The sequence below is a fragment of the Pseudoalteromonas sp. ATL1 genome (assembly GCF_058933015.1).
In genome coordinates this window covers 1056057-1069063 of record NZ_JBZYXL010000002.1, presented here as the reverse complement: position 1 = coordinate 1069063, position 13007 = coordinate 1056057, and the positions used below count along the sequence as shown (strand labels likewise).

Here is a 13007-nt window from a genome sequence, read left to right as displayed (position 1 = left end):
AATTTTCATACAGTTATAAGTCGAAGATGCAAATGCGAGTGAAAGCTTGTCATTTAACTGTAAAGGGGGTTTACATTAATTTTTTGAAATTTTCTTATATAACACTATGTTGAACATAGATAATTTGCTCTACTGAAAATCCATATTGTTGCGCCGTTTGCTTGAAATCTTCGAGCAATTCGGGGTCGACAGTGGGGGTTCTAGAAAGTAGCCATAAGTACTCTTTGTTGTAACTGGTAACATATGCATACTGATAGTTTTTTTGATCGAGCTTAAAAATCACATAAGATCCATAAAATGGTCCAAAGAAAGAAACTTTTAGGTGCCCCACGTCTGACTTGCCAACAAATTTAGCCGTGCCAATTGCTTGCTGCCATTCTTTATCCAGCATGTGGAAACCTTTATTAGTCACGCTCACCGTACCATCTGAATTAACTTCATAGGTGGCTGTGACATTGCTCATGTCACGTTCAAAACGATGATCTAAGCGCGCTATTTCATACCACTTACCTTGATATTGGTCTAACTCAAAGTTTTTTACAGGGGTAATTCCATCGGGTATTCCAGTACACGCAATTAGAAGCACCAAACAAAACACAATAAATAGGGTATTTCTCATACTTAATCCAAACGTTTTAAAGTAAATAACCTGAACTCGGGATAAGCAACATGCTACAGCACTGCACTTTTTGCGTATTTCTGCGTTGAATTCGCTAGCAATAGCTCGCTATTACGTACGCGAACTCGCCTTGAACTTCACAAAAATAACAGCACTGTATGATTTGGTCTGGTAATGGATTAACACAACTAACTTTGTCATATCCATTATCCCGAGTTTAGGTTAAATAATTAATAGGTTACGATGTCTCGACAGGTTAAGATCACTTATTTACTAAGTAACGAAGGATATAAAAACCATGATGAAAATTTGGGTCGACGCAGATGCTTGCCCAGCGGTAATGAAAGAAATCATTTTCAGAGCTGCTGAGCGTACTCAGATCATGGCAACGTTAGTTGCAAACCATGCGATGAGAGTGCCTGCAACGAAATACGTTAGCCTACTGCAAGTCAGCAAAGGTTTCGATATTGCCGATAATGAGATAGTAAAACGCGTGCAAGCAGGTGATCTGGTCATTACTGCTGATATCCCCCTGGCAGCAGAAGTCATTGAGCTGGGCGCTTTGGCAATTAATCCAAGGGGTGAGGAGTATACACAGCACAATATTAAATCAATTTTAAATATGCGTGATTTTATGGATACCATGCGTAGTAGTGGTGTAGAAATGAGCGGTGGTCCTGCGAAGCTTTCTAGCGCAGATAAACAAGCGTTTGGTAACGCGCTAGACCGCATACTACGTCAAGCCAAACCATGAAAATACTAACTCAAGGCTTTGGAAAACCGGCGGGGTTACTCGCTATTTATATTGAGCACCGTCCTTCTATGATGGAATACAACAAATTAGAGGGTGTTCAAGCGCTTGGCCTAGGTGAAATTGAGGCGATCAATCAGGCTTGTGGCAATGGATGGCGTAAAATATTTAATGTCTACGCGAAGGTATTGGCGCAACTCAAGCATCCAGATCACAATTTTACTAACTTTGCCTCGTGGCAATCATATCGAGATGATTGCTTATTGCAGGCGCACAGCCAAGAGGCGTTGCTATTTAGTCCTCCAGATTTACATGCCTCTCAGTATCAATATCATGTTATTGCTGGTCGAACCTATGCTAAGCAGTTATTAAGAGATCATATTTTTACTAACTCATTGGTGTGGTTAGATGAAGAGTTTGCTGTTGATAAAACATATCGACTCGTGGTGTCGCCATTTTTAGATTATCGCCAATTAAGCAATATAAAAATCAATAAATTATGCGACATACTTAGAGGGTTGGACTAAAATTTACACAATCTTTTTGCATGCTTTAGGATGATCAGCAAGGAATGAAAATACTCGTTGTAGACGATATGCCTTTGATGCGACATGTGATGATTAATATGCTCAGAAGGTTGGAATATGATGACATTGTAGAGGCGACTGACGGTCAGCAGGCTTTAGAGTTGTTAAAGCGAACTCGCTTTGACTTACTGATCACCGACCTTAATATGCCAAAAATGAATGGCAAGCAATTAATTGAGCGCGTTCGGCAAGAACAAGATCAACCACAGTTGAGTATCTTAGTGGTCAGTTGTGATGATCAAAAAGCCACTGTGTTAACGCTTATCTCGGCCAAAATTGATGGCATGATGGTAAAGCCTTTCAACTTGCATACATTACAAAAGCAATTGCACTATATTGCTACTCGGCACGACAAACAAACCCAGTAAACCCCAGCGCTTTAAAATAGTAATGGGGTGTGCCAAAAGCTGTTTGCTCAAGCAATTCTCCTAGGCGCATTCTATCAAGCGCAAAAAACTCATGGTGTAGATTATATCGCATGCGTTGTTCGCCGACTTCCGTCAGTCCTAATGCCCTACATGCAGCAAGTTGCGCCTCTCTCTCGAAGCTTGTTTCTTCTGCCATTAAATCGGCGACAAATAGAGGCGCCCTGTTGGGTAATTGTTTACGAATGCTTTCTAAGAGTGCTTGTTTATCCCCGTTATCTTGCAAAAAATGCATAACAAGCAAGCACAGCGCAGCATCAATATGTTCCGTTAGGTTTTCTAGCGAACCACAATGGATGGTGACTCTTTGACGTAACCCCAAGTTAGTAAAATTTTGATCTGCGATCGCCAACATATCTGGCGAAATGTCTTGTGCGATGAAATGCCAATTCGCGTTCATCTGAGCAAGGGCTAAAATGTCTTTGCCGGTGCCTGCACCCACAACCAAAATTGTCGCTTCGTCTGGAAGGAGCACTTTTAATTGTGCAGCGGTCAGTTCATGCAGGAGTTCGTAGCCGGGAACAAGTCGGGTAATACGTTGCTCATAGTGCTGCGCTTCGTCGGCTTGAAATGTTGGCATTGCCCTATCCTTTGATTTGAATACTTGAGTAACCGCCCGGCTGCTTTTTCACATGAATTTGCGTAGCGACACGCTCCGTCATTTCACTGACGTGCGAAATAACCCCTACTTTTCGGCCTTGGGCTTGTAGTGAGTCTAGTGCATCCAACGCAACACTCAAGGTTTCCGGGTCTAATGTGCCGAATCCTTCGTCAATAAACAGTGAATTAATTCTTACTTGGTTGGCCGACAACGAAGCGAGGCCCAAAGCCAACGCAAGCGACACTAAGAATGACTCACCACCGGATAAAGTGTTCACGGAACGCTGCTCATCTGCCATATCTTTATCAATGATAGCAATATTGAGTGAATGGCCAATGACAGTGAGACGATAGCGTTTTGATAAACTCGCCAGATGTTGATTCGCGTATTGCAATAATATTTTCAGGGTTTGCGTTTGTGCGATATTACGTAGTTTTTTACCCGTGGCATCACCAAGCAGCTTATCGAGTAAATACCAATGTTCGTATTTCGTTTGCAACTCAGATAGCTTAATTTGTTGCTCAGCGCGTTGAGCGACATTCTGCTGGTGTTGCTTGAGGCTGGTATTGTATTCAAGCCATTGAGATTGCGTATCCGCCAACGTTTGCTCTGCTAAATTCAGCTGTTCTTGCACTACTTGTTGCGACTCTGTCGTGCGCGTGTTCGCTTGGTGCTGTTCTATTTCGTCGTGCAAATGATTGAGCTTGGCTAGCGCCTGTGCATAGGCATCTTGCTGCTGTTGGTTGAGTTTGAGACATTGTTCAAACTCGCTTACAGGCAAAGTGAGTAATTGCGTCACTTTACTTTCGTTAAGCTCTGGATGCGTTTGTTGTTGCGTATTTAGCCACTGTGTAAAACGATCCGAGGTGGTTGCTTGCTCTTGTTGGTTGTCGCTTAATTGCTGTTGCAAATGCGTGAGTTTGAGCGCTTGCTCCTTTTTTTCTTGCTCTAATTGAGCAACGCTGTGTTGCGTTGTTGATACGTGCGCTTGCGTCGTTTCCAGCTGCGTCTGTAATTGCATTAGCCAATCATCTGCACTTTTGTCCAGCGTCAGCAAGCTTTCACGAGTCGTATTGAGTGTTGCGAGTGTGTGCTGATGATCTCGTCGCTTTTGTTGTAACTCATTCAAGGCTGTGCTCAGTTTTGTTCGGGCTTGTTCACTAAAACTGAGTTCAGAGGTAAGTTGCTTCTCATTTTGCTGCAAATCAGACAATGACTGTTGCCAGCTTAAAAACTCGTTTATACGCGCAGAGAGACGTTCTAAAGCCGGGTTAGGTTGCTCAGCGTAGCTTTGCCACCAATCATGATCTTGATAGTACTGCTGCGCTTTGGCTTGCTGTGTTGCGTATGCGTCCGTTAACTCTTGAGCTTGCGTGGTGAGCGATTGCAATTGTGCATCGACTGTATGTCGCTCTTGTTGCATGCGTGTTTGTTGAGCTTGGATGTTTGCAATGCGCTGTTGTTCGTCATTAAGTGCTTGCCAATATTGCTGCTGCTGTCTGCTAAGCGCGCTGTATTGTGTCAGGTTATGTTCTATCTCGAGTAGCTGCGCTTGTCCTTGTTCATTATCTAATTGCTGCGCGAAGCCAAGCTCATGAAGCTGGTGTGTATGTGATGCACACTGTTCTGTGACTTGTGCTTGACGTTGTAACGATGTTTGCAGTTGTGCATGCACTTGTTCATGGGCAATGAGTTGCGCGTTGTAGCGTTGCTGTGACTGTTGTTGTGCTTGTTCAGCCTTATTTTTTTGTTCAGTAAAATCGTTAATAAGGTTTTGCCAGTGGCTGTCGATATGATCAACGCCGTATGGGTGCTCTTTTGCACCGCAAACCATACATTCTTGTCCCGCCCTTAATTGTGCTCTCAATTCGCTGATCTTATTGCTGGCGCGCAGCTGAACTTGGGTTAAATTATCTTGGGTCAGCATGACACGTTGCTTGTGTAATTCGGCTTGTTGCTCGGTGTCTTTTAATTGCTGTTTTAGTGTATTTTGCTCATGGCGCAATTTATCAATGCTGGTTTTGAGCTGTAGTTGTTCATGTTCACATTGCGCAATTTGTTGCCCCAGTTGCAGTGCTGATTTTATTGAATAGTGCTGTTTTTGCAGTGTTTCATAATCCAATGGTTCAAGCTGCTGCTGTACGCTATGCAGTTGTTGTTCAAGCGCTTTGTGATTTGCTTGTGTGGCACCCAATTGTTCGGTTAAAGGTGCTAATTGCTCAGACAATTGCGCGAGTGTCGTTTGCAGCTTTTGTTTTTCTAGCGCATATGCGTTCAGCCGCGCGTTCTGCTCACTCATATTGGCAAACAAATTTTCTAAATTAGGCCAGTGTTGCGCTGCTTGGGTGAGTGCATGCGCATTGGCTATTTTTGAATTAAGCTGTTTTTGCCGCGTTGTATTGTCTGCCAAGGTACTTTGGTGCTGTGCTAACTGTGTTTCAAGTTCGACGATTTGCAATTGCGTCTGGGCGACTTGTTCATCGGCTTGCTTGACCTGTTGTGCCGCTAATGTACGCTCGTTATCCAGAGCGCGCACTTGTTTGATGGTCGGCGCTAAGTTTTCTAATTTGTTTTTTGCTTCTTGATATGCCAGCTCAGCTTGAGTTAGTTCGAGTGTTTTTGCTTGTAGTTGCGATTCAAAGCTTTGAGCAGCAAGTCGTTCATACTGAGTTTTTAGCTCATCATATTGGCTAAGCAACCGAGTATGATGCGCTCTGTTATCCGCAATTTGTGCCGTCAGCACACCCAGTTGCGCTTCTTTTACTTGGGGTGCTCGCTCGTTTAACTGTATTTCTAGTGCGGTGAGCTGTTGCTGATACTCAGCGAGCTTTTGTTGCTGCTGCTGGCCTTGTTGTAACCATTGAATGTCTTGCTGGTAGTTTGCAACTTGCTGTTTTATCTGTTCAATTTGCTCAGTTTTAAGGGCTATTTGGGCTTGCAGCTCATCGAGTGCCTCGTCGCTAAGCACATTAAAGTGCGCCATGGATGCTTGTAGTTGTTCAAGCTCCGCTTTTTTTTGTTTGTGTTTTTCAAAAATAGCTTGGCCTAATTTACTAAACTTATCTGTGCCCGTCAGACACTCTAAAAGCTGCGCCCTTTCATCGCTACTGGCCTTTAAAAAGGCGGCGAATTCATGTTGAGCAAGCAGCACGGCGCGCGTGAATTGTTCGAAATTCAAGCCAACTAACTGTTCAATTTTGCTGATTGTGGCGCTGCTTGATTGGGTTATCAGCTGCTCATCTTTGATACTAAAAAGTTGATGATCTGCTTTTTTTAACTTGCCATCGGCTTTTTTATAGGCGCGCTCAATGGTCCAGCGAGCTAAGTATTGTTCGCCATCCTGACCAACGAAGGTGACTTCAGCTTGCCCTTGCGCACAGCCTCTGCGCAGTAAATTTCGTGGGTCGTTCAATTTTATGTCGTCGCCATTAAAGGCAACGGTATTCTTCAAATCGTTTTTTAACCTTGCCGTTTTGCCATACAGCGCTAAGCAAATACCATCCAACAACGTGCTTTTGCCTGCCCCAGTATCCCCCGTAATTGCAAATAAGCCACTTTGTTCTAATGGCGCTTGCTCAAAATCAATGCTTGCATGCGTTAGGGATGCGAGGTTTTTGATGGTTAGTTTTAGTAATTTCATGAGCTGATGTCTTCGTCCATTGAGCTAATTACATCGTTGAGACATTGTTGAATTTCTTCAGGTACTTCTGCTTGGGCGTCAAATTGTTGTTGATAGGCAAGAGAGAGCAAGGTAAGCGGGTCAAGTTGCTCAACATGACCAATGTCGGAAAAACTGATATCGGATTGGCTATGTTGCTCATTTACACGTTCAATGCCACAGAACAAAACGGGTTTTGACGCCAGCGCCTCGTCAATCATGGTGCGAAATTGACTATTTGTTTCACTGCTACTTAGGCGTAAACGCAGGTAACTAGGTGGCGCGTCAGGGTTAAGTGCTAGGCTGTTAATTTGCTCACACAACGTATCCAAATCAGCGCCGCCTTGTTCGGGTAACACGATGAGCTGTTGATAACGCGGCACGTAAAGGGGCTTTACAGAAGCAACGGTCTTGCCGCAGAACTCAACAATCAAGACTTGATGTTTATAGTTTCTTTCTGAAAATGACATTGGCAGCGGAGTGCCGCTGTAGCGAATATGCTCACTCTTGGCGATGGTTTGTGCTTTGTGTAGATGACCCAGCGCAACATAGTCTGCCAACTCAGCAAAAATATGGGCATTAACCGCTTCAAAACCCCCTATGGCGATGTTGCGTTCTGAGTCACTCGATATATCTCCGCCTTTGGCATGCAAGTGACCCATCAAAATAGTGGGAGTGTCGGTGTTGTCTTTAGGTAGCTCAGCAAGCGCCATTTCGTAAGCTTGTTTTACCGCGTCTTGATAATGACCTTCACTAGAGATGGTCATATCCGCGACGCGCAAAAATGGCATGGCAATGATATCTGCGGGGCCATTTTGCGTATTGATGCGTCTGACGACTTCAGCGGGGGCATGTTTATTAAATTTGCCTACAACATGCGTATCGAACAAATGCAACAGCGGCTTTGCAGCCTCAATTCTATTCGCTGAATCGTGATTGCCGGCAATAATGACGATGTGTAAGTTTGGGCAGTTCTGTTTTGCTTGTTTTACAAAGGTATATAGCTGCTTTTCTGCACTCGCAGGCGGGGTGGCGGTATGATAAATATCACCACTGACGAGCAAAATATCAATCTCTTCTGCTAACAAAACATCGGTTAGCCATTGTAGAAATACTTGCTGCTCTTGTGCGCGGTTGTGTTCGTAAAACTGTTGCCCTAAATGCCAGTCTGACGTGTGCAATATCTTCATTCAGCGTTTCCTTGACGGTTGAAACGCTAATATAACATTGTCACAGCGAGATGTTTAACGGCTTATTTGCATCCACGCAAAAATAATTACTGGTAAAACAAGTAATAACAGAAGAGCCGGCGTTTTGAACAACTTCACTTGTTTAGTTTGAAGTGTTTTGAGTGCTGACTTTTCATTACATGCAGCTACCTTATCGATGTAAAAGTAGCCATCATCTAAATACTCTTTACAATTCTGCTCATCAGCTGGAATCGCAACTAGCTTTTCTTGTTTTTTCAGGATGTAAAAATCCATACTGCTCACCACATTTCTATTGCTAAACGGGTTTATTTATACCAGCAAAACTAGGGCCAACTTTAAATGGCATTTTTGCACGAAATAAAAAAGTGCGGGATTTTAAAGATAATTTCGATCAAATTTCAATAACTTTTTTTGCTTTTTTTATTTATTTACATAATAGAGACAATAACCCTGAAGAATACCAACTTGGCATGACATTTTATTGTCAATTGCAGCACAGCTTTTCTTTAAGAGGAACGCGACGAAAATACTTGAGAGATCTAACAGAGGGCTTGTACGTATAACACATAAATTTTGTTGTATTTAAACGCGTAGAAGGGGCTCTTTGCGAGGTGCAACAATCTGGTTCTAAAGTAATTTAATTTTTGCAAGTCGTAATGAACTGGCCTATTGTATTACTTACATTGGCCTATTTTGGCAGGGATAATGATGTTACAGCTTAAAGCACAAGTGTGCTCACAAAGAGAGATGATGCTACAACAGCAGATCAAAGGACTCATTTTTGATTTAGATGGTACCTTAGTAAGCTCTGAATTGGATTTTCAACTGATAAAAGCACAAGTCGGTTGTCCTCATGACCGTGATTTGCTCAGATATATAGAGCAACTCCCCTCCCCTTACATGCGCCAAGAAGCGATGCACATAGTACACCAACACGAAATGCTGGATGCGCAGAGCGCTCAACCTATGCCTGGCGTGGTGCGTTGCTTACAGCAACTACAAAAAATGAATGTGCCGATGGCGATTGTGACGCGTAACTTCACCCGTGCAGCCCAAATGAAGCTCCTTCAATGTAAACTCCCCATCGAGATGATGCTTACCCGCGATGATGCACCTGCCAAACCCGATCCCAGTGCCTTACTCCATATCGCCAAACTTTGGCATTTTAAATCTGAGCATTGTATGTATGTAGGTGATTATTTGTATGACATTCAAGCTGCCCACAATGCCAGTATGCGTGCCTGCCTGTATGCACCTCACGACATCCCCCATTATGCCAGTCAGGCACACCTTATTTTGCGCAGTTTTGACGAGCTACCCGAGCTTGTCAAAGCGTTTAGTGCGTCCTGATCTAAGCAAAGCCCATCAAACGCTAGCCCAATGGCGTGAGTCTTGTTAAAATCTCGTCAATTTAATCTATAAAACGAGAATTTAAGATGGGCAGAGCATTTGAAGTCCGCAAAAACGCCATGGCAAAAACGGCAGCGGTAAAAACCAAAGTTAACTCAAAATATGGTAAAGAAATCTATGTTGTAGCTAAAAATGGCGGCCCTGATCCAGAAACCAACCTGTCTTTACGCCGCCTAATAGACAAAGCTAAAAAAGACCAAGTACCAGCGCACGTTATTGAGAAAGCTATTGAAAAAGCAGCGGGTGGTGCGGGTGAAGATTACTCAGCGGCACGTTATGAAGGTTACGGTCCTGGTAACTGTATGGTGATTGTTGACTGTTTAACGGACAACCCTAACCGTACAATTAAAGATGTACGTTTACCGTTTACTAAAACAGATTCAAAAATTGGCAGCCCTGGCTGTGTAGCACACATGTTTGATCACTTAGCTATTCTTGGCTTTGATGGTGATGACGATGAAGCGGTACTAGAAGCCTTGATGATGGCTGATGTAGACGTTACTGACGTTGAAGTTGAAGATGGCAAGGTGTCAGTGTTTGCACCGCACACTGAGTACTTCAAAGCCAAAACGGCTCTGACAGAAGCGTTTGAAGGCATTAACTTTGAAGTAGATGAAATTACTTTTGTGCCTCAAACACACATTGAGATCACCAATGAAGATGACATTGCTAACTTTGAAAAGTTCATGAGCATGTTAGAAGATTGCGATGACGTACAAAACATTTATCACAATGCTATCGTAAAAAATTAATCACTTACGATGTATGAATAAAGCCGAGCTTCATGCTCGGCTTTTTGTTCGTTGTAATACACTGAGGTAAGGAAAGCAGATGAGTAAAGTGGTGAGTATTGAGAACGCCGAACATTACCAATGGGGTGGCGTATGTGATGGGTGGCACCTCGCTGCAACGCAAGGCTTGAGTGTGATCCAAGAACGCGTGCCACCGGGGGCAGAGGAAGTTAAGCACTTTCATCATTTCTCGGAGCAGTTTTTCTATATTTTAGAAGGGCATGCGCAGCTCGAAGTGGGCGATCAGATACACAATCTAGCTACGGGGCAGGGCATGCATGTGAGCGCGAACATGCCACATCAGTTAAAAAATGTCTCTGAGCAAATGCTGACGATGTTGGTGATTTCAACGCCGCCAAGTCATGGAGATCGTACGGTTTTAGACTGAACGCTTCTCAGTTAGTAAAATACTGATCTCTTTAATTTGTGCGATGCTGGCTTCATTATCACCATGAACGCATAACGTGTCCGCCTTCAGTTCAAGCAGCTTACCGGTATTTGTCGTCACCGTTCCATGTGCAACTAGCTGCTCAACCTGTGCCATCAATGCCGCTTTATCATGAACGGCATTTGCTTGACTACGAGGCGTGAGCAGGCCCTCATCTGTATAAAGTCGGTCAGCAAATGCTTCAAACATCAGAGAAACACCATATTTATCAGCCAACAGCTGATGTTGCTTTTGTTTTGCTGTGGCTAAAATCATCAGTTTGAGCGGTTTCGGATAGAGAGAGACTGCTTTTATGACGGTTTCTAATATCACCTCGTTGGCCATCATGTCGTTATACAATGCACCATGAGGCTTAACGTAAGCGACGCTGAGGGCTTGGCACTGTGCCATACCATCCATAGCTGCAATTTGGTAGTGCAGCGTATTAATGAGTGTTTGTGGCGCTAAATTCATTGAGCGGCGACCAAAACCTTGTAAGTCAGGGTAGCTAGGATGTGCACCTATGGTTACGCCATGTTGTTTGGCAAGCAAGAGCGTTTTTGCTATAACATCGGGATCACCAGCATGAAAACCACAAGCTATATTTGCACAATCTATCACCGCCATGGCTTGCTCATCTAACCCCATAGTCCAAGCGCCAAAGCTTTCTCCTAAATCACAATTTAACAACATAATCGCTTCCTATTTAATGGTGACGGGTAATGTGCCTTGCGCATTGGCGTGGCCTAAAATGACTTTAGCTAACGCGGTAAAGGCGGGTCCTGCAACCTGCTTGTCGTTATCAACGTCAATATTATAAGCATAGCTTGCTAAAACGGCGTCGCTCAATGGCGCAAATTGCGTTATTTCATAAGGGGCGCGCAAGCTGATAAACAGCGTTTGTTTATTGTGTTCTTTAGCGTATTGCAACAACGCTTTGAGTGCTTGAGGTTGCTGTTGACGCGATAGTGTAAACTCTTTCAGTTTATTGACGTCTTCCATACCGCCAATTTCCACCGCACTTTGTTGTGGGCTAGCATGCGCGCCTAGCACCCAGTCTGCTTGCGTTATTGCTTCATTTGCTATTTTTGGGTCAAATCCTTGCAGGCTGCTACAAGTGATTTGTAAAGGGGCTTTACTATACTTCTCAAGCGCTTGGCGCATAGCTTCGCATTTGCGTTGATCGGGCATAACAATATGCACTTTGTTCAGTTTGTTGGTATCTATAGGCAGCAAATAGGTGTTCTTAACTTGGGTGATGGCTGCAAGGGCCAACTCAGCTTCCAGCTTTCTATGGCTTGGATTGCCCAATGTGGCGCGCGCAATGTTAGCAGACGCTTTAGATTGAGGATCAATAAAACGCTGTTTTAGCTTAACAATTCGTTGTGCAGACTGATTGACTTCCTGCTCACTGAGCTTGCCGTCATCCACTGATTTTATGAGTGACTGCAGCAGGCTTTCTAGGCGTACAATATCCTCTGGCGTGCGAATCGCGATGGGCATGAGCGCAATGTCTACACCGGCTTTAAATGTTTCAATGACCGCGGAGACAGGGTCGAAGAAATCACTGATCCCCGCCATATCAAGTGCATCAGTGATCACCACGCCCTGATAATTCAGTTTGTTTCTCAGTAGATCGTGCATAATGGTGCGCGACATGGTGGCTGGTTTTAGCATTTTTTCGCCATGCATATTTTCAATCGTGCTGTTATCCAATGCGGGATACTGAATATGCGCGGTCATGATCATACCCGGTGCGTTGGATTTGATAATAGATTGAAATGGCAGCAAATCATTTTGCCATATGGTTTGCTCATTGTGGTCAACACGAGGCAACCCTGTGTGGCTATCAACATGGGTATCGCCATGGCCTGGGAAGTGTTTCAGGGCAGAGATCACATGTTGAGCCTCAAATGCTTTGACCTGAGCCCCGCCGAGTTTGGCAACCACCTGAGAGTTCTCGGAGAAGGAACGCACATTAATGACCGGGTTATCGGCATTCATGTTCACATCAACCGTGGGCGCAAAGTTCACGTTGACCCCTAAGCTATTCAGCTCCTTACCGATTGCATCGGCGACCGCGGTTGCATAACGATCACCATGGATAGGGTAGCTTGCCCCGATACTCATATTGCCCGTGAAAGCGGTGGCTTGTTCGCGGTTGATACGTGCTACACGTCCACCTTCTTGGTCAATGGCAATAAACAAAGGGTGAGGGTACTGCGCGTTGCGTGCCGCTTGTTGCAATTGGTTGTTTAAACTTACGATTTGCTCTACATCTTGGGTATTTTCAGAGAATAAAATCACGCCACCAATGTGATATTTGCTGATCACCTCGCTCAGTGCTTTTGGCAGTTTGGTCATCGGCGTTCGACATGAGTGACTGTCTCCTTGCTGGCAAAAGTAGCGAAAGTCGAGCATGAGTTTTTGCCCAAACTGCACGTTTAGCGGAAGGTGTGTGCTAGCGAGTGATGCGTTACTTAGTGTCATTGTGAAAATAATACCCAGTGGTTTTAAGAGCTTACGA

The 13007-nt window shown here is 44.1% G+C and carries 13 protein-coding genes; 6 read left to right on the top strand and 7 right to left on the bottom strand.

Features of this window, described 5'->3' with window-relative positions; all coding sequences use genetic code 11:
* Positions 1-94: 94 nt before the first annotated feature.
* Positions 95-619 carry a lipocalin family protein gene (locus tag AC5FX4_RS22640; RefSeq protein WP_493608674.1) on the bottom strand — a complete coding sequence of 175 codons (525 nt, stop codon included), beginning with the start codon at positions 617-619 and terminating at the stop codon, positions 95-97.
* Positions 620-920: 301 nt separating this feature from the next.
* Here AC5FX4_RS22640 and AC5FX4_RS22635 point away from each other — a divergent pair, with 301 nt between their 5' ends.
* Genes AC5FX4_RS22635 through AC5FX4_RS22625 form a run of 3 tightly spaced genes read left to right on the top strand, consistent with a single transcriptional unit; the run spans position 921 to position 2325 of the window.
* Positions 921-1373, top strand: a complete 453-nt coding sequence (locus tag AC5FX4_RS22635) for a YaiI/YqxD family protein (RefSeq protein WP_493608777.1) — start codon at positions 921-923, stop codon at positions 1371-1373.
* A complete protein-coding gene (locus AC5FX4_RS22630; RefSeq protein ID WP_493608673.1) occupies positions 1370-1897 on the top strand; it encodes a DUF6942 family protein in 528 nt (175 codons plus the stop codon). The genes AC5FX4_RS22635 and AC5FX4_RS22630 overlap by 4 nt, the downstream gene beginning before the upstream one ends.
* A 44-nt stretch (positions 1898-1941) precedes the next feature.
* Positions 1942-2325 carry a response regulator gene (locus tag AC5FX4_RS22625; protein ID WP_493608672.1) on the top strand — a complete coding sequence of 128 codons (384 nt, stop codon included), beginning with the start codon at positions 1942-1944 and terminating at the stop codon, positions 2323-2325.
* On the opposite strand, the gene AC5FX4_RS22620 is transcribed toward AC5FX4_RS22625, so the two are convergent.
* The 4 genes from AC5FX4_RS22620 to AC5FX4_RS22605 are packed head-to-tail and all read right to left on the bottom strand — an operon-like array spanning position 2297 to position 8125.
* Complete coding sequence (locus tag AC5FX4_RS22620; RefSeq protein ID WP_493608671.1) at positions 2297-2962, bottom strand: class I SAM-dependent methyltransferase; 666 nt, start codon at positions 2960-2962, stop codon at positions 2297-2299. The genes AC5FX4_RS22625 and AC5FX4_RS22620 overlap by 29 nt on opposite strands.
* Positions 2963-2966: 4 nt before the next feature.
* On the bottom strand, positions 2967-6623 hold the full coding sequence (locus tag AC5FX4_RS22615; RefSeq protein ID WP_493608670.1) for an AAA family ATPase: 3657 nt from the start codon (positions 6621-6623) through the stop codon (positions 2967-2969).
* Positions 6620-7831, bottom strand: a complete 1212-nt coding sequence (locus AC5FX4_RS22610) for an exonuclease SbcCD subunit D C-terminal domain-containing protein (protein ID WP_493608669.1) — start codon at positions 7829-7831, stop codon at positions 6620-6622. Before AC5FX4_RS22610 ends, AC5FX4_RS22615 begins: the two co-directional genes overlap by 4 nt.
* A gap of 54 nt (positions 7832-7885) precedes the next feature.
* A complete protein-coding gene (locus AC5FX4_RS22605; protein ID WP_493608668.1) occupies positions 7886-8125 on the bottom strand; it encodes a hypothetical protein in 240 nt (79 codons plus the stop codon).
* Positions 8126-8557: 432 nt separating this feature from the next.
* Here AC5FX4_RS22605 and AC5FX4_RS22600 point away from each other — a divergent pair, with 432 nt between their 5' ends.
* The 3 genes from AC5FX4_RS22600 to AC5FX4_RS22590 all read left to right on the top strand — a co-directional run bounded on the left by AC5FX4_RS22600 (position 8558) and on the right by AC5FX4_RS22590 (position 10441).
* Complete coding sequence (locus AC5FX4_RS22600; RefSeq protein WP_493608667.1) at positions 8558-9202, top strand: HAD family hydrolase; 645 nt, start codon at positions 8558-8560, stop codon at positions 9200-9202.
* Positions 9203-9288: 86 nt separating this feature from the next.
* Complete coding sequence (locus AC5FX4_RS22595; RefSeq protein WP_493608666.1) at positions 9289-10014, top strand: YebC/PmpR family DNA-binding transcriptional regulator; 726 nt, start codon at positions 9289-9291, stop codon at positions 10012-10014.
* A 79-nt stretch (positions 10015-10093) separates the two neighbouring features.
* Positions 10094-10441, top strand: a complete 348-nt coding sequence (locus tag AC5FX4_RS22590) for a cupin domain-containing protein (RefSeq protein WP_493608665.1) — start codon at positions 10094-10096, stop codon at positions 10439-10441.
* On the opposite strand, the gene AC5FX4_RS22585 is transcribed toward AC5FX4_RS22590, so the two are convergent.
* A complete protein-coding gene (locus AC5FX4_RS22585) occupies positions 10433-11173 on the bottom strand; it encodes a 5-oxoprolinase subunit PxpA (protein ID WP_493608664.1) in 741 nt (246 codons plus the stop codon). The genes AC5FX4_RS22590 and AC5FX4_RS22585 overlap by 9 nt on opposite strands.
* Positions 11174-11182: 9 nt before the next feature.
* Complete coding sequence (locus tag AC5FX4_RS22580) at positions 11183-12970, bottom strand: glycoside hydrolase family 3 protein (RefSeq protein WP_493608663.1); 1788 nt, start codon at positions 12968-12970, stop codon at positions 11183-11185.
* Positions 12971-13007: the final 37 nt, after the last annotated feature.